15 protein-coding genes are annotated in these 17027 nt (G+C 41.1%); 6 read left to right on the top strand and 9 right to left on the bottom strand.

The annotated features are described in order from the left end of the window. The first annotated feature begins 86 nt into the window (after positions 1 to 86). Complete coding sequence (locus BMZ72_RS33120; protein ID WP_089815286.1) at positions 87 to 926, top strand: SGNH/GDSL hydrolase family protein; 840 nt, start codon at positions 87 to 89, stop codon at positions 924 to 926. A 60-nt stretch (positions 927 to 986) separates the two neighbouring features. Here BMZ72_RS33120 and BMZ72_RS33115 read toward each other — a convergent pair whose 3' ends face one another. Further along, positions 987 to 1592 carry a hypothetical protein gene (locus tag BMZ72_RS33115; protein WP_089815284.1) on the bottom strand — a complete coding sequence of 202 codons (606 nt, stop codon included), beginning with the start codon at positions 1590 to 1592 and terminating at the stop codon, positions 987 to 989. Positions 1593 to 2173: 581 nt separating this feature from the next. Between BMZ72_RS33115 and BMZ72_RS33110 the strand changes: the two genes are divergently transcribed. Next, positions 2174 to 3463, top strand: coding sequence for an epoxide hydrolase family protein (locus BMZ72_RS33110; RefSeq protein WP_089815282.1), 1290 nt, complete (start codon positions 2174 to 2176; stop codon positions 3461 to 3463). Positions 3464 to 3714: 251 nt separating this feature from the next. Then, the gene (locus BMZ72_RS33105) at positions 3715 to 4272 is read left to right on the top strand and encodes a 2OG-Fe(II) oxygenase (RefSeq protein ID WP_089815281.1); all 558 of its coding nucleotides are present in this window, start codon (positions 3715 to 3717) and stop codon (positions 4270 to 4272) included. Positions 4273 to 4324: 52 nt separating this feature from the next. Here the strand turns inward: BMZ72_RS33105 and BMZ72_RS33100 are convergent, their stop codons facing one another. From BMZ72_RS33100 to BMZ72_RS33085, 4 genes are all read right to left on the bottom strand, one after another. Beyond that, entirely contained in the window at positions 4325 to 5428 is a 1104-nt protein-coding gene (locus BMZ72_RS33100) for a 6-bladed beta-propeller (RefSeq protein WP_089815279.1), read from the bottom strand. Positions 5429 to 5506: 78 nt separating this feature from the next. Next, positions 5507 to 5761 (bottom strand): hypothetical protein, encoded by a 255-nt coding sequence (locus tag BMZ72_RS33095; protein ID WP_143087850.1) that lies wholly within the window; start codon positions 5759 to 5761, stop codon positions 5507 to 5509. A 102-nt stretch (positions 5762 to 5863) separates the two neighbouring features. After that, entirely contained in the window at positions 5864 to 6421 is a 558-nt protein-coding gene (locus tag BMZ72_RS33090; RefSeq protein WP_089815276.1) for a hypothetical protein, read from the bottom strand. A 27-nt stretch (positions 6422 to 6448) separates the two neighbouring features. Next, the gene (locus BMZ72_RS33085) at positions 6449 to 8728 is read right to left on the bottom strand and encodes an outer membrane beta-barrel family protein (protein ID WP_177223007.1); all 2280 of its coding nucleotides are present in this window, start codon (positions 8726 to 8728) and stop codon (positions 6449 to 6451) included. A gap of 1026 nt (positions 8729 to 9754) precedes the next feature. Here BMZ72_RS33085 and BMZ72_RS33080 point away from each other — a divergent pair. Beyond that, positions 9755 to 10891: a fatty acid desaturase family protein gene (locus tag BMZ72_RS33080; protein ID WP_218155318.1), complete on the top strand. Its 1137-nt coding sequence runs from the start codon at positions 9755 to 9757 to the stop codon at positions 10889 to 10891. Here BMZ72_RS33080 and BMZ72_RS33075 read toward each other — a convergent pair. The 4 genes from BMZ72_RS33075 to BMZ72_RS33060 all read right to left on the bottom strand — a co-directional run bounded on the left by BMZ72_RS33075 (position 10872) and on the right by BMZ72_RS33060 (position 15100). After that, positions 10872 to 12515, bottom strand: coding sequence for a Na+/H+ antiporter (locus BMZ72_RS33075; protein WP_089815272.1), 1644 nt, complete (start codon positions 12513 to 12515; stop codon positions 10872 to 10874). The two genes, BMZ72_RS33080 and BMZ72_RS33075, sit on opposite strands and share 20 nt — an antisense overlap. A 307-nt stretch (positions 12516 to 12822) precedes the next feature. Beyond that, positions 12823 to 13578 (bottom strand): SDR family NAD(P)-dependent oxidoreductase, encoded by a 756-nt coding sequence (locus tag BMZ72_RS33070; protein WP_089815271.1) that lies wholly within the window; start codon positions 13576 to 13578, stop codon positions 12823 to 12825. Positions 13579 to 13747: 169 nt separating this feature from the next. Then, positions 13748 to 14512: an SDR family NAD(P)-dependent oxidoreductase gene (locus BMZ72_RS33065; RefSeq protein ID WP_089815269.1), complete on the bottom strand. Its 765-nt coding sequence runs from the start codon at positions 14510 to 14512 to the stop codon at positions 13748 to 13750. Between the two features lie 219 nt (positions 14513 to 14731). Continuing rightward, positions 14732 to 15100: a hypothetical protein gene (locus BMZ72_RS33060; RefSeq protein WP_089815266.1), complete on the bottom strand. Its 369-nt coding sequence runs from the start codon at positions 15098 to 15100 to the stop codon at positions 14732 to 14734. 212 nt (positions 15101 to 15312) lie between these two features. Here BMZ72_RS33060 and BMZ72_RS33055 point away from each other — a divergent pair, with 212 nt between their 5' ends. Further along, on the top strand, positions 15313 to 16089 hold the full coding sequence (locus BMZ72_RS33055) for an NUDIX hydrolase (RefSeq protein WP_089815655.1): 777 nt from the start codon (positions 15313 to 15315) through the stop codon (positions 16087 to 16089). Positions 16090 to 16334: 245 nt separating this feature from the next. After that, positions 16335 to 16925: an RNA polymerase sigma-70 factor gene (locus BMZ72_RS33050; protein WP_089815265.1), complete on the top strand. Its 591-nt coding sequence runs from the start codon at positions 16335 to 16337 to the stop codon at positions 16923 to 16925. Positions 16926 to 17027: the final 102 nt, after the last annotated feature.

Raw genomic sequence — 17027 nt, 5'->3', positions numbered from 1 at the left:
TTGAAAATTACTGATCTACTTATTATATTCATGGCGTAAAAACTGAGCGAATCGTATCAATACCTGCAGATTAACAATAAAGCCACATGAAAAAACATCTACTAATATTACTTGCCATCATCCTCCTGTGCTCATTCAGAGAGAAAGAATTAACCTGGGTAGCCATAGGCGATTCCATTACCTATCTCAATGACCACCTGGATGAAACAGGTCACAGGGTATCCAAGGGTTATTTAACCCGTGTGAATGAGATGCTACCCAACTTAAAATATATTAACCAGGGACATAATGGATGGACATCAGGTGGGATCGCCGGTAACATTGATGGTCTTGGTCTGATCAAAGCGGATGTATATTCTGTCTTTCTTGGTACCAACGATTGGTGGCAGGGCAGACCAACAGGTAAGATCGATGACTATCAGCATGACAATGGCAATACGACGGTTTATGGCTCCTTCCGGATCATTATCAGTAAGATCCGCCAACTGAATCCCGATGCAAAGATCGTATTGATCACCCCCATGCAGCGTAACGATTTTGTTTATATCGCTGATGCTAAAAATAATGCGTTCGGTTCCTATCAGCAGAAAAATGGGCAAACACTGGAAGAATTTGCAAATGTGGTTTTAGCCATCGGGCGATACGAACAGATTCCGGTTGTCGACCTATATCATCATCCGCTACTAAAACTGGAAAACATGGTAAAGTTCAAACGTCTGAAAAATCCCAAAACCGGTAAATATGTTAATTATACTTACCCGGCATTTATACGTATACCATTCAATCCTGAAAATGATGAATACCCCTATCCACCGGAAGCAGTAAAGCTTACGTACGACGGATTACATCCATCAGATAAAGGAAATTCCATCATCGCATCTGCGTTAGCAGACGTATTCAGGCGACTTGGTTTGTCTCTTCAATAAATTCGCTTACACCAGTTTTCACTCCCACTATCATTTCCCAGGCCTTCATTAAGGTATATTTTATTTTAAAGACAACGTTTTATGTGTAGAGAGAGATGGGGTTCGATATTCCGTCTTATCCTTGTAAGAATCTTTCAATTGATAAAAGATAAAGTTGTTATCATTATCCACATGCAAAAACTCATGATGATCTTCTCTCATCGGGGACTTAAAATCAATTAAATACCATGAGTTAGATTTAAATGCAGAAGGGTATGTGTCATATTGTTGTTGATATGAGTAGTCATCCATGCTTTTCCCTGATATATTTCCTCTATACTTGTAGGCCACTACACTGATATTATATATTGCCCATGCGGAGTCATTCTCCCAGTAATAACCCTGAACAGGCCGATCGAAAAAAATCAGGTTCCTTATGTGATCTTTATTGCGTATATCAGGACGCATTTTTAAAGAAAGGCTTTGCTTTAAATAAAACTCATAAGGAATACTATCTTTTGAAAAGGCTGTGACTACTAATTCATCAATTTTCACTCCATTTATCAGGGAAAAATTTGCTTCCAGATATTGCCCGGTCATCGTAATCTGATAATCATTTGGTTTTCTTTTACATGCACAAATGGATAAGGCGCAAATAACAATAACGTAAAATTTTATACTTCTCATATTTCTATTTTTTAACGTCCGGCATTATACTTCCACTGCTATGCGCTCCGCTCCTTTTTTATCTGTTAAGGCAGTATCGAATTATTAAAATTGAAGTTGGTTGTCAATCACGGTTGCTCATATTAATGTAGATGTTTGTCTGAACTGTCATACAAGTGGTCATAAAACTCACCTCACACTCACCAGTAGCTGTGAGATCAGGTACAAGCAGTTCGTTACCTAAAAAGCTGGTCCTTTTTTAATCGAATAACATTTAAGCAGACAGAAAAGGTCAACAGAATAAGTAAGGGAAATAGTCTCACGTTGTGGAAAGTTGTCTAAAAGATACATAATAAACACAGCAATTTCAGATATCCTCTGTAAAAAAGTTCGAATTCTATCCTTTCAGGCAGTTTTCCGGCTATCTTCCTTTTTGCTTTTATCCTGATTTTCAATTGGGTTTGATTGTTCACGCCCTGTATTACCCTGCTCAGGATCAAATACGTCCACTTGGACACATTGCTTATTTACCCGGCGCTTCTCCACGTGTAATTTTGTCGCATCACCAGAAAACAAATCTTAAACTCTAAATTAATAAAGTAATGATAACCAAAATATCTACCATCCTGCTGGCAGCAACCTTTTCACTAAGTATCCCTGCAATTGCTGATGCACAGACAACCGGTACAAAAACGGTAGCGGCAGCATCCGATACAAGTATCAGGCCTTACAAGATCAACATTCCTCAGGCAAGACTCGATGAACTTAAAAGGCGTATTGCTGAAACCCGCTTTCCGGATAAGGAAACAGTCAGGGATGAATCTCAGGGTATTCAACTGGCGCAATTAAAAGAACTCATCAACTATTGGGGAAATGGTTACAACTGGAGAAAACTGGAAAACAGGTTAAATGCACTGCCTCAGTTTGTGACCAAAATTGATGGCTTAGATATCCAGTTCATCCATGTACGTTCCAAGGAACCGAATGCACTGCCTGTAATCCTTACCCACGGCTGGCCAGGTTCTCCTCTGGAGTTCATTGATGCCATAGGCCCGTTAACTGATCCGGTAAAATATGGTGGTAAAGCAGAAGATGCATTTGATGTAATAATACCTGCAATCCCGGGATATGGTTTTTCAGAAATACCCAAAGAAGTAGGCTGGAATCCCGACCGTGTTGCCAAAGCATGGGATGTTCTGGTAAAACGTCTTGGTTACAAAAAATATGTGTCCGAAGGTGGCGACCATGGTTCCGTGATCTCCGACGCTCTGGCAAAACAAGCGCCTGCAGGACTTCTAGGTATACATCTTACCATGCCTGCAACAGTTCCTGCTGAACTTGTAAAGCCAATTAACGCAGGAGATCCTGCACCATCAGGTCTTTCTGCTGCCGAAATCAAGGCATACAATGCTTTAAGTACCTTCTTTGGAAGAAATGCGGCTTATGGTGGAATGATGGTGACCCGTCCACAGACTACCGGCTATTTACTATCAGACTCCCCAGCTGCATTAGCCGCATTCCTGTACGAAAAAATTGCAGAATGGACAGAAAGTGACTTAAAACCTGAAAAGGTAATCAGCAGGGACGCGATCCTTGATGATATCACGCTCTATTGGCTGACCAATACAGGCGCTTCCTCTTCCCGCTTCTATTGGGAAAACAATAACAATAATTTCAGTTCCGAGCATCAGCAAACAAAGAATATAAAAGTTCCCGTAGCCATTTCTGTTTTTCCACATGAAATTTACGAGGCTCCTGAAAGCTGGTCAAAAAAAGCATATCCATCATTGTATTACTATCATAAAGCGCCTAAAGGTGGACACTTTGCAGCATGGGAGCAGCCACAGATCTTTACTGAAGAACTTAGGGCGGCATTCAGATCTCTGCGATAAGAAAATGAGCAGGCGGCATTCGAACCCGCTGTAATAAAAAAGCCTTCAGGTTAATCTGAAGGCTTTTTTATTACAGATAACCGATGCACGGTCTTTCATGATTACAGTATGCAGTATGACCTTCGCCATCACATCCGCTTTCCTATCCAAGCGTGGAATCTTCCTTTGAGGGATTTTGAGCTTACCACCTCCCCTTTTCTATTAATATGGAACATTCGTATAATTGCTTAGATTGAAGTAAATTCATACTTATGGAAAAGATTGTTTATACCCAGGACATATTTACTATTAATGATTTCCTCAGTCATGATGAATGTTCCGCCCTCATCGGGAAAAGTGAAGAGATGGGCTATGAAGAAGCTACTGTTGATGTTGGTGGTGGCCAGCAACGTATGATCAAAGGTGTACGGAATAACGAGAGAGTATTATACAAAGACGAGTTGTATGCCGGTCTTTTATGGGATCGCCTGAAAGCATTCGCCCCGGAGGGTAAGTCCGGCGAAAGTGCCTGTGGACTAAATGAATTATTCCGTTTTTATAAATACAGTCCAGGTCAGCGCTTTAAGATGCATAAAGATGGCTCCTTCACCAGAGATCCTTATGAGGCCAGCCAGTATACTTTTCTGATCTACCTCAATAATGAATATGAAGGAGGAGAAACCATTTTTGCTTCCGGAGAGACAATCAGGCCGCAGACAGGATCAGCCCTGATATTTCATCATCCTTTAAGACATGAAGGGGCACTATTGGAAACAGGTGTGAAGTATGTGCTGCGTACAGACATTATGTACACTAAACAAAGTTTATAATAAATGCAAAAGGAAGGATCATGTTATGATTCTTCCTTTTGCATTTATATCATTACATACTCATTTCATACTCACACAATACAAATCCTCCAGCTTTCAGATGTGCCTTCGCCTCTTCTGAGAGATCTTTAAATCCTTTTTCATCATATTCTCCGGGATAAATTACGGTCAGCAGGCGCCTGCCGTCAAAATCCATGATATGACTCAGTTCACCGATAGCAGATAAATCCTCCAGGTATAATTCCTGTTTCCTGCGGTCGGCATAGAAAAACCTGAATTTGCGTTTATCCCACAACCGGCCTAAAGCATAATGCTCATTGATATAAGTGAATTCGGACAGTAACCGGTAGTTATCGTAATTACTGACCTTTTTCTCTATATCTTTTTTGTCCTGCTGTGGTACGTTCATTTTACCGAAGTCAAAGGTATATCTCTTCCGGACGTCCCCCGCCGGAGAAAATGTATATACATCGTTGTCCAGTGGCTTATTGTAAAAAATCTCTTTCTCTGTTTTTAAAAACCGGTATCCGGTGATCCAGAAATCATCATCTACAAAATCATCATAAGAAAGAAAGGTACTCTCCGTTTCCAGAAAACCGTTTGCCCGGATCAATTTGTCATGTTTGTTTTCTCTATCGTTCCAGGAAGCCAGTCCGAATAAAAACCCACCATCAGGCAGGCAATCAATAACATCTATATCATACGGTGCATCCCGGAAGGATAATAAACTAAAAGCAGCTGAATAACGCAGAATACGGTTGGCTCTGCCATCAATTAAATAAACGGACCCGGTCTTGTCAATGTCAAAGTCTGCAATGTTTGTAAATTCATGACTGGTACTATTAACCTTCGTTACGTACTTTCCTGTTGTGTCGTATGCGACCAGTGTTTTTCCCCGTTTATCTAAAACATAGATCCTGTCGCGTGTATTAATCACCTTGTCAACAACACTTATATAATTCAACTCTTTCTGCATCTCCAGATTGATATATCTCCTGCTTTTGACAAATACTGATGGCAGACTGTCAGTCACCTGTTCCCTGAATGCCGAAAGATCAATTTTTTCTGTAGGTATATCTAGTTCCGCTTTAGGTTTTTCTGTCGCGCAGCCAACGGCGAAAAGCGCTATCAATGACAGGGACAATATTATTTTCATACCTGGACAATTTGTTGAAACGGATATATTAAAAGAAGAGAACCAGGGTATCCCTGATTCTCTTCAATAGGGGAAAAACTATCTTGCTACTGCTGGTGTTTCTGGTACTTCAGGCGTATCAGAATCACCACATGCATGGTTATTTCTGGACTCGCAATGTCCACCCTGTGGTCTTGGGCCGGTATATCCTGGCACCTGCTCTATTGGAACCAATGCTTTAATGTTAGCAGTAGCACTGGCAGAAGCAGTTGTTTTTTCTGAACGAAGAGAGAATGCAGCAATCATAGCGATAGTCATAGCAGCAAAGGCTATAGAGAAAATTCCTTTTTTCATAAATTTAAATTTGATTTCGATTAATAAATGGGTTTGGTCTGTGTTTATCATTTCAACAGATGCATAGGGTTGTTCATACTTATCTATAACATGGTACCTCCTTTATTTTTTAATTGTTTCAGCAAATAACTTCCATATATTGGCATTTAATGTCGGATTACCTACCAGTAATACTTTATCATCCTTATCCAGTAAAAAACACTGATACTGCATATCCCTGGGCAAGTCATTCAGTTTGTTCAGGGCATCCTCCTCATCGATATGTACTTTCTTTCTGAAGTTCTCACGCTTAAAAAGCTCCGCCAGATTGCTGTTCTTTTTGGGAAAGAAATAAAATTGAAAATCCACCTCATTCGCTACTGAACTGTCCAATTCCTGTTCAAAGCGTTTCCATTCATCTATGCGCAGGTTACAACTCACACAGCCGATAGAATCAGTATATACCAGGATATTATACTTTTTTGGAAACCTGATCTTACAGGGTACGATTTCGCCTAGTTCCTGGCAGATCGTATTAGGGGGGAATTTGATTGTCTTACCGATCCAGGTAGTGACAACTTCTTCCCGTTCCTGTTTCTGAGCATGCGATTTGCAGGCATAATAGGTCGTGGTCACAAATAGCAACAGGCAGATTACTTTGAGATGATGACTGTATTTCATAAAGAAATTGGATTATGTGGCTCAAGGTTAATACGTTCTTATCTCTCCTTCATTTTTCGTACGGTAACTTTGCAGTTTGAATTTCTGTCCGAATGGGAAACTATATAGTAGTTGTAAAGAGAACCTCCGGTTATTGGTCAATGCGTCTATCGCCTCTGCCTGACCAGGAAACCTACTGACCGACTTTACCTTTTCCAGGCCAACAGGATCTGATACAGAGACCTGCAGGAACAACTTATTCTTCAGTAATATCCGCTTGATAGAGCAGGATGTAACGAGTAACGGATTATACATACTGTATTCCAGGTACATCCGGGCATTATAATATGCAGATATCAGGATTCTCGTTTTCTTACCTATCGTCCATTCATTATCCAGACTCACTTCGAAAACATTTGTGCTGCCATTAAATGGGCCGGATTGCAGATATTGAGAATAAGAATAGTCTACCGTAATATTGGAAGTAAAGTATTTGGAAAGACGCAATGCCTGACTCAGCGACATTCCCAATGTCTCGAACCGTGTCATATTTGTCGCCTTGTATACAAAAGGGTCGGCCGTTGGCACAAAAACTCTTCTGTTGTTCAGGCGCTCATACCTTAGCGTTACTATCGAACTTTTGTACATCAATTCGCCTTCTATCCTATCGACATATGATGGTATGAAATCTATATTACCGCCCTGGGTCATGAAGGCATTAGTCGTCCGTCGTGCCGGATTCATATCACCCATGAATGGACGCCTCACTCTTTTTGTATATCCCAGGCTAAGGTCTAAGGCATCTTTAACATTATACTGCACAAGCAGATTGGGATACATCTTCCAATAATCTCTGCGGATGCACTGATCCTCACTCTCTGTCTGTTTATACCTGGTATCTGACCGTAGTAGTTCACCTCTCAGTTCGGTTGACATCAACCACTTACCCAGTTTCCACCTGGCTGTAAAAAATGCACTGCTGATCCGTTCATTGTAGTGAAAGTTCGTCCAGGTACTACTATCGTATTGCTGATCACTATTATTCCTCAGATGATTTGATTTTATGCCAAACTCAGTGCTGAGATACCTGCTTTTTATAACATCGCTGAAGATGGCAGATGCAGACAGCATATCTGTATTGCTGCTAATAATATTGCGACTAACGGATCCAGCATCTGCGGCAGATTGCAGGAGTAAAGTATTACGATTATCATCGGGATTCACAGACCAGGTAGCACTTATATATAAGGTGCTCTTCTTTGCCGTATCCAGTAAATATTTATAGTTTAGTGTGCTTTGAATAGTACGTTGCTCCCTGACATTAGTATTATCTACTTCAGTAACAGAATCCTTCTGAAAATTATAACGTTCAATGGTATGTGTCATACCGGATGGCACGTAACGCATGTTGACATTCAGTCCCATACCGGAGCGGGAATTGACGGCATAGTCGAGGTTCAGGTCCTGTGAAATCCTGAAATTAGCAAGGTTTGATTTCCGGATATCATCATACCGGAATCCTTTATCAGTTTCAAACCAGCCAGCTGATTGTGTCGTATTGAGCGTATTGTCTGCACTCAGTATCCAGACACAATTAACAGCACGTATTTTAAAGTTCAGGTTTGCAGCACCTGTACCGGATGCATAGCCAAATCCTGCATCCTTAGCGGTCATATAGAATGGCTGCGAATAACTTGCCCGAACGTTGGAATTCCCCCGTTCCTTTTTAGTGACCACATTGATCACGGCATTCACACCGGCATCATATTTCGCTGACGGCATTGCCATGATTTCAACTTTATCGAGATGATCTGCGTTCAGAGAGGCCAGTATAGCTTGTTGCTGACTGGACGTTCTATGCTCTCCTTTTCCATCAATCAGTATCAGTACCCCTGTCTGACCATTGAGTTTGACCTGCTCTCCGACTACAATTACCCCAGGTAATTTCGCTAGTAACTCCGTTCCGCTCTGTCCCTTTGAAAACTGATCCTGCCTGACTTTGTAGACGAATTTCCCGGCATCGCTGACAACCTGTTTATCGACTATATCGACAGATTTAAGCTGTACCATTTTCTTATTGAGCCAACACACAAGTGTATCGTTAGTGTATGACGAAAGCGCCGAAGTATATACAACATAGTCAGCTGCTTCGCAATGGATCTTTGCTGCACCAGTTACGTCAAGAAGACAAACACCATCTTTACCGGTAATACCTTCCCTGAGCTTGTTTCCAGCTGTTCCGGCAAGTATGACAGTAGCATTTGCAATTCCGGTGGAATCACGCTTATCCTTTACCAATAAGATCAGATGGCGCTGTTGGGCCGACAATGAAAGTAACGGGATTACAAGTAGCGACAATATGAGTACGTAGATCTTTAATTGCAAAGCTCTATCATCCCATAAGCTGTTACACGCAATTTGCATGTCCCTTTGCATAGGTACAAGAGTTCCAGACATTCTTAGCTGTTCGCAAATAGTTAACAATACCGTGAATGGCAAGCATAAAGCTGTCACTACATGACCTGTTATGTCACGCATTCACAGTTGATGTACATTGATTTTTTTTCTTACAAGTTCAATAGGGCACAGTCATTAGGGCATATTGGTAAAAGGCTGCTCGACTACAATAAGACTTAGGGTTTGTTGACTTAACGCTATGCTTTCCTGGTTTAATTGATTTGGGTTGTGATTTCTAAAGTAGGAAAAAATATACAATTCCAAATATTTTTTTTGATCAGGTGATGTAAGATGTATCACCCACTTACAATGAGATTGCAGTGGGTCGAACCTAACTTACTCATCCTCCTATAAATAGTTTAAATAACATACGCGTATGGTAGATATTATATCTAAACCTGAATCCAGGATATGTATATACAGCAATTTGGTTAGAGTCTATGTGATTGGTTGCATAACCTGTAGAGAAGTGCATATAAGACAGTAACACCAGGCTATCTCTTACAGCGATGCCTGTATAGATCGGATTGTCTCCATCGAGATCAGCAAAACAGCTGGACAGATTTTGGTAGAGTCATAAAGAGAGTGTCCAGACCAGCCTCCGCATTTGAAACCTGGCTATTGGAGCAATTTAGGTTGTATTGTCCCATAAATTACACAGATAGTATAAAATAGGCGCTGATTTCCTATTCCTCAATTAATCTTAGTATGAGATCACGCGTATTAGCTCAATGTATCCATTTGTGGTACGATTAGTGATTAACTTAAATATCCTTCTGTTTATAGTTATCCTTCTGTTTACAGTACTGTATACCCCGAACAATTGTGAAATATCATGATATTAAGAATCCGTACAGAATTCACAGGGTTTGGGCATATTCAAAATTTCTTCCTAATATGAGCATCGGAAAAATAAATAGAGTTAAGTTTGCCCCCAAGGGGAACAACAGTTTCATCGATGCTCTGACAATAAACGTCCGTGCCTATTTTGAAACGAATGGTATTTCCCCTTATGCAAATGCCCGCATGTGGATAAAAACAATAGCAATGTTGCTCTGTTATTTCGTGCCTTGTGCATTTATAAATTCGCGGCTTGGCGCAAATGACCTTTTACTATTCTGGCTTTTCTGGTTTGTAATGGGATGGGGAATGATAGGCATAGGCGCTTGCATCATGCACGACGCTAATCATGGGACCTATTCTCCTAATAAAAATGTAAATACATTTATTGGCCATATTCTCGAAATAATTGGTGGGTATTCCATTACATGGAAAATACAGCATAATATTTTACATCATACTTACACTAATATTGACGGCCTTGATGAAGACGTCAGCGGCTTTGTATTTTTACGTTTATCGCCCAGACAGCGCTGGCGTTGGTATCATCGTTATCAATATTTGTATGCATGGTTTTTTTATATGCTGATGACCCTCTTCTGGATGACGGTAAAAGATTACCTTCAGATAATCCGCTACAAGCAACATAACCTGCTAAGTAATCAGAGGATCTCTTTACGCCGGGCTGTATTTCAGGTCACCTTTTATAAGATAGTCTATTACTCATATATTCTGGTATTGCCATTGCTGTTTTCAGGTCAGGCGTGGTATTATGTGCTTGGAGGTTTTTGTGTCATGCATTTCACGGCAGGGCTTGTTCTTTCCTGTATTTTTCAACCATCTCATATAATATCCACCTCCCCCTTTTCACTACCAGTGATTGTTGATAGTACACATCTCATGGAAGACAGCTGGGCGGTCCACGAATTGGTCAACACCACTGATTTCGCCCCAAAAAGCCGCTTATTTTCATGGTTTATTGGTGGTTTGAACTTTCAGATCGAGCATCACCTGTTTACCGGGATATGCCATATTCATTACAAAAATATTTCCGCTATCGTAAAGAAGACTGCTGAATCATTTTCACTTCCATATCATGTGCAACCGACATTCGCAAAAGCGCTGCTGGAACATGCAAAAATGCTTAAAATGCTGGGAAAAAAAGACTATCCAACTACTCGTCTTCTCGCTTAAGAACCTTGTTTAACTTTAGATCATCAACATCCAGTTCCTGTTCCAGCTGCTTAATGGTTTGATGATCGAACGAACCATCTTCGTGCAGCCTGATTAACAATTCACGGCGAAATTTACTTATTTCTACCTCTGCTGTCATAATAGGCGCCAGTGGGATCAACAACCTGTGCGCTTCTGAACTTTCGGCCAGATCATTTTCCGTTTCTGCTTCTTTTAACAACTGATTGACAGTGGCCTCATATCTTGCTTTTACCTGATCTTTCAAGTTGGTATCCAGGTGAATCAGCAGATCATTCTCTATGAAATGGATGATACTTTGTGCAAGAAACAATTGCAATTCAAGTTTATTTTTATAGGAACGATTAGTGGGAGTTACACCTAAAATACGTATCAGTATCGGAAGAGACAAACCCTGAATAACAAGCGTTACGAAAATAACTACAAACGTCAGAAACAAAATCAGGGATCGTTGCGGAAAGGGAATTCCTCCTTCCATCGTCAGCGGCAGGGAAAGTGCCGTTGCCATCGACACAATACCTCTTGTTCCGGTCCAGCCTACGATCAACACATTTTTCCAGGTGTTCACTCTCTCAGAGTGTATATTTTTAAAATCCGCTCCCCCCATTTTGTATTTAAAGATGTGCTGAGAATATGCGGTGGCAAAAACCCACATCAGCCGTACTGTAATAACAACCAAACTGATGATCAAACCATAAAAAATCAGTATTTCAAAAGAATATTTTTCAAGGTCTCTTAAAACCATAGGCAGTTGTTGCCCTATCAGTAAAAATATAAATCCGTTTAGGATAAAAATTAACGTATCCCATACAGATTTTGATCTCATTCGTGTCTGATAAGAAAATATCCGCGGAGACCTCCACGATATAAACAAACCAGTGCTTACCACTGCGAGCACACCTGAAGTATGCAGCATCTCTGCCAGTAGATAAGAAACGAATGGGGTCAGCAAAGTAAGACTGGTACTTACGATAGAATTACGCTTAATCTTCTCGTGCATCAATACGAAAATGAATCCTGTCAATGCACCAGATAAAGCACCGCCACAAACAAGCAATAAAAACTGTAATCCGGCTTCCCAGAATACGAAAGAGCCCGTCACAATTGCGATATATGAAAACCTATAAGCTATCAGGGCGCTGGCATCATTAACAAGACTTTCTCCCTCCAAAATTGTTGTAACACGTCTGTTCAGTTGCAACCCTTTAGTGATACCAGTGGCTGCCACCGCATCGGGAGGGGAAACTATGGCCCCCAATGCGAAAGCCAACGGCAAGCTGAATTCCGGAATAAAATAATAAGCAGCCCCTGCAACAGTTATAGTAGTAAAGAAAACAAGCGCGATCGCCAAAGTTGAAATGGGCAGCATTTCGGCCTTGAATTCATGCCAGGAGGTATGAGAGGCCGCATCATAAAGTAAAGGAGGCAAAAATAGTAAAAAGACTACTGGCGGATCTAACACAAGAAGTGGGAATCGAGGTATTATCCCTACAATCGCCCCGGTAATCACCAGCAGAATAGGAAATGGCACTTTAACCTTATCCGCAATGGCGGATAAACCAACCAAGATAGCTAATATCAAAATTACCGCCTCAAAATGCTGCATTTATCAGATTTAATGATCTCTCCTATCATGTCAGTCCAATATTGGAAACTTACGCTTTCCAAGGTAATGCTATATTCGCAGCAAATGAACTGATTATCGAAAAGATAGCCGCTTATTTTTGCGCTGACCCGTTCTCAAGAACATCTTCAAAAATAACAGTCCTATTCATCATCCAGGTGTAGAAATTTTTGCCGATGGTAAGTCGGGAGAAACTACATGGTTAACCACAAATAACAGGGGCTTTTCCATAAAGAAAAGCCCCTGTAGTTAAATTAAAGTGGTATTTCTGATACCATCAGACTTTAGCTTAGAACCCATAAATACCACCGGAAGCAGCAAGCAGCTCTCCTGTGATCCATGCTGAATCATCAGAGGCTAAGAACGCGGCTACTTTAGCAATATCTTCAGGCTGTCCCATACGACCAAGTGGTGTATTTGCAACCAACACTTTCTCAAAATCACTACCCATCACGCCTGAAGTATGTGTACCTTCAGTATCTGTAGAACCAGGCAAAAGGGAATTGATCCTGATATTCCTTGCGCCCAACTCTTTTGATAAAGCAACGGTGATGGCGTCCAATGCAGCCTTTGATGCAGAATACACCGATCCGGTTGTCATAGGCATTTTACTGGCGGCAGAACTGACATTGATAATATTCCCGCCCTTCTCACCAAACAATTTTAATGATGCCTGTATGGTAAGAATAGATCCCCATACGTTGATATTGAACTGCTGATGAAATGAGTTCGCCGATACCTGTTCAATCGGTTCGTATTGATAGATCCCTGCATTGTTGATCAACACATCCAAACCACCGAAAGCATTTTTTGTTTCGTCAAACAACCTGTTGACATCGGCTTCATTAGCGACATTAGCCTGCACAGCAATAGCTGTACCGCCATTATCAGTAACTGCTTTTACCACCTTTTCTGCACCTTCTTTATCGGATGCATAATTCACAACTACCTTTGCGCCTTCTGCTGCAAGGTGTTTTGCAATAGCAGCTCCGATTCCTTTTGATGCACCTGTTACCAGTGCGACCTTGTTATTTAATTTTCCCATTTTTCTATTGATTTAATTCCTGACTACAAAGTTAGATGAGGGAAGTTACTTTTGGTAACTTTATAACCAAAAGTAACAGTAACATAGAGGTAACAAGGTAACATAGATGATACAAGGCAATAGTGAGGAATAATAAAAGGAGGTGTTAGAATATGACGCAGCTTATCTGCTATATGTTCATACCACCGGATACCTCGATACGTTGTGCAGTGACCCATCTGGCCGCATCTGAGCATAAGAAGGCTACTACTCCGCCGATATCTTCTGCTTCTCCCACACGACCCAAGGCGGTCAATGCTGTTACATTCGCTCTGAACTGCGCGTTATCCTTTACAATGCCGCCGCCAAAGTCAGTAGCAGTCGGTCCGGGAGCTACTGCATTCACCCGTATACGTCTTGGGCCCAGTTCTTTCGCCTGATATCTTGTAAGCGTTTCAACAGCCCCTTTCATAGAGGCATATGCTGAATACCCGGGTACACCTGATTGTGCCAGTCTGCTGGACAGGTTAACAATAGCACCACCATCCCGAAGGTAATGAAGCGCCTGCTGGGTAAAAAAGTAGACTCCTTTGAACAGGACATTCAGCAGCAGATCAAATTGTGCTTCTGTTGTATTTTCAAAAGCCATATGTAATCCGATTCCGGCATTGTTGATCAGATAGTCAAAACGATCGGTTTGAAAGTCTGCATGCAGTATATCAGCTAGTGTGGCAAAGAATTCGGGAAACGCAGCTGTATGCTCTGTACTGAGTTGTAATGCAACAGCGTGTACGCCGGTCTGCTTTATCTGCTCAACAACTTCCAGGGCTTCTTCTCTCCTGGTATTATAAGTGATAATAACAGCTGTTCCCTGAGCAGCTAATCTTAAAGCGATGTCTCTGCCAAGGCCACGGCTTCCACCGGTGACCAGTGCTACGGTCTTTGATACTGACATTTTCTATTGTTTGATTGTAGACACAAAACTATAGTAGCCTGTAAGACTCAAGGGTAGCCATTCAATGGTTATGATAGGACAAATGATGGTTTTAAGTTGCCAGATACACCTATACTTCAGGGTATAAAAAAAGGGAACACTTATGTAAGTGCTCCCTTTCTGTTTTAAACGCGGCCCCCCATTATAAAAGGTCTTCTATGATCAGCAATAACTGATCTATTAATGTTCTTTTCTACGGACACCCGTAGTTGTAAAGCCGGCCAGATTACCTTTCACATGATCCTCATCAACCGGATCTATTGTGAGGGTAACATCATAGTCCTGAGAGGTAAAGTCGATTGCTGCTGTTTTCCCGTTTTCAGTCACTTTTGTAATCTTCGTCAATTCTGCTCCGGTCGAGTCTTTTATTACCCCGCCCAGTTTGCCTTCCTTTCTTTCAAGTACAAAAGTCCTTTTCACATCACCGTAAGGAGTACCAAATATCATGACGTCCCAGGTGCCCGGGTAAAAATCTTTTGTTTGCGCTTTTATGCCAGATACGGCAAAAAGGCTGATAAACAGCACAAGCGTTGCTTTCAGTTTTTTCATGTGGTATTAGTTTTGGGTCTTTGGTATTATATGTTTTTATAATTAATCCTTCACATGGCTACAATATGATTATCGGACTGATAATCTAACAGTTATATCATTTAGTACATTTCACTAAATGAATATAGATACAATATTTCATTATTTAGTAAATTTTACTAAATAAATTTAAAAAAGGGGCTTTCCGCCGTTGGAAAATGTTATTTTTGGAGATGCAAACAGAAGAAGAATTCAGGGATTTTATACTCAACGGGCACCTGTATTATATTCCTCATGTTACTATCGACTGTGCTATTTTTGGTTATCATGCGCAGCAACTCAAATTGCTTCTTATCAGGCATAGAAATATCGATAACTGGTCCTTACCAGGGGGATATATTAAACGTGCTGAGAAACTGGTAGATGCTGCCAATCGTAATATAAAAGACCGTACAGGCGTTGACAATCTGTTTTTGCAGCAGTTCAAAACTTTTGGTGATCCGAATCGAATTCAGTTTGACAAATTCGATAAAAAGAAGTGGCTGGAACAAACCGGACTGCCATCCTGGGAGGGCAACTGGCTTATCAATCAAACGATATCTGTTGGCTTTTATGCCATCACAGATTTTTCAAAAACTAAACTACAGACGGACTACAGTACGGAGGCCTGTGCCTGGTTTGACATCAATGATTTACCGCCACTGGAATATGACCATGACGAAATGGTACGGGAGGCGATGCATACTATGCGACTGCATCTGTATCACTATCCGATCGGACTCAATATGCTGCCGGCAAAGTTTACCCTGAGCGAGATCCATGCTTTATATGAGACATTATTGGGGAAAAAACTGGACGTCAGTAACTTTCCTAAAAAGCTGATTGCGCTTAAACTATTAAAAAAACTGGATGAAAAGCGGAGCATTGGTGCACACCGCTCACCACATTTATATAGCTTTGATAAAGAAATGTATGAACTGGCTTTGAAAGAGGGACTGGTACTAAGTTAAAAAAAGTAAGACCTGATAAAACAATCTGACAGGCGGTCGGGACAATTTATACCTGCATCAGGTAGTAATTATATGGATAGACTATCAACCAACATCATGCGCACCAGTCAAAAGGGGCGATAAATAGTGAACTCAGCAACAACGAACAGCAGATAGCTGATCAGGCATTATAAGAGGACTTTCTCTCATGACACTTTCATTTGAAAGTGACTGTTAAATTTAATTATTATATTGTTCGGGACAAGATGACGTATTATAATAAGCTCACGGATCCGGAGTTGGCCGACCTGTTAAAGGCGGGCAACGAGGCTGCTTTTAAAGTGGTCTATCAGACGTATTGGGATAAATTGCTTGTTATTGCCGGCAAACGTCTGGGAGATATCAACGAGGCAGAAGAAACCGTTCAGGATATCTTCCTGAATCTCTGGAGGCGTAGGGAAAAGCTGGAGCTGAAAGTCAATTTTGAACATTATTTCGCCGTAGCCGTTAAATTTGAGGTCATCAACCGGCTGGCAAAAAGATCCAGGGAACAACAAAGAAATGACGCTTTTGCAAAAGAAATACCCTTACAACAGCTTCCCGTAGACATCCGTTTCGACCTGGAAACCCTCCGGCAGGAACTGGAAACAACAATCAGTACACTTCCCCCCAAATGTCAGCTGATCTTCAGAATGAGCCGGGAAGGCAACCTCACGAACAGGAAAATCGCAGAGGCCCTGCATATTTCAGAAAAGGCCGTCGAAAAACATATCACTACCGCACTTAAAGTGCTCAGGTCCCGTTTTGGATCGCGTTTTACCATTGTATTGCTGTTATTGTCCGGCATGAAACACTAATCTCCCCTTCCATAGGGCTGTGTACCTATAATTTCACTTCTTTTAATAATTTCTTAAAATGAAGGTAGGGTATCTCCGATTCTAATTGGCTATATATAAAAG

Origin of the sequence: Chitinophaga sp. YR627 (assembly GCF_900114995.1) — a bacterium.
In the GTDB taxonomy this organism is placed as follows: domain Bacteria; phylum Bacteroidota; class Bacteroidia; order Chitinophagales; family Chitinophagaceae; genus Chitinophaga.
Note: the sequence above shows the minus strand (reverse complement) of the source record. Positions and strands in the feature narration are given on the sequence as shown.

What these genes read in the sequence shown, in the direction of transcription:
- BMZ72_RS33090 (WP_089815276.1), bottom strand. Translation starts at nt 6,421, where the DNA reads ATGAAATACAGTCATCATCTCAAAGTAATCTGCCTGTTGCTATTTGTG.
- BMZ72_RS33105 (WP_089815281.1), top strand. Translation starts at nt 3,715, where the DNA reads ATGGAAAAGATTGTTTATACCCAGGACATATTTACTATTAATGATTTC.
- BMZ72_RS33080 (WP_218155318.1), top strand. Translation starts at nt 9,755, where the DNA reads ATGAGCATCGGAAAAATAAATAGAGTTAAGTTTGCCCCCAAGGGGAAC.
- BMZ72_RS33115 (WP_089815284.1), bottom strand. Translation starts at nt 1,592, where the DNA reads ATGAGAAGTATAAAATTTTACGTTATTGTTATTTGCGCCTTATCCATT.
- BMZ72_RS33120 (WP_089815286.1), top strand. Translation starts at nt 87, where the DNA reads ATGAAAAAACATCTACTAATATTACTTGCCATCATCCTCCTGTGCTCA.
- BMZ72_RS33110 (WP_089815282.1), top strand. Translation starts at nt 2,174, where the DNA reads ATGATAACCAAAATATCTACCATCCTGCTGGCAGCAACCTTTTCACTA.
- BMZ72_RS33050 (WP_089815265.1), top strand. Translation starts at nt 16,335, where the DNA reads ATGACGTATTATAATAAGCTCACGGATCCGGAGTTGGCCGACCTGTTA.
- BMZ72_RS33055 (WP_089815655.1), top strand. Translation starts at nt 15,313, where the DNA reads ATGCAAACAGAAGAAGAATTCAGGGATTTTATACTCAACGGGCACCTG.
- BMZ72_RS33075 (WP_089815272.1), bottom strand. Translation starts at nt 12,515, where the DNA reads ATGCAGCATTTTGAGGCGGTAATTTTGATATTAGCTATCTTGGTTGGT.
- BMZ72_RS33060 (WP_089815266.1), bottom strand. Translation starts at nt 15,100, where the DNA reads ATGAAAAAACTGAAAGCAACGCTTGTGCTGTTTATCAGCCTTTTTGCC.
- BMZ72_RS33065 (WP_089815269.1), bottom strand. Translation starts at nt 14,512, where the DNA reads ATGTCAGTATCAAAGACCGTAGCACTGGTCACCGGTGGAAGCCGTGGC.
- BMZ72_RS33070 (WP_089815271.1), bottom strand. Translation starts at nt 13,578, where the DNA reads ATGGGAAAATTAAATAACAAGGTCGCACTGGTAACAGGTGCATCAAAA.
- BMZ72_RS33095 (WP_143087850.1), bottom strand. Translation starts at nt 5,761, where the DNA reads ATGAAAAAAGGAATTTTCTCTATAGCCTTTGCTGCTATGACTATCGCT.
- BMZ72_RS33100 (WP_089815279.1), bottom strand. Translation starts at nt 5,428, where the DNA reads ATGAAAATAATATTGTCCCTGTCATTGATAGCGCTTTTCGCCGTTGGC.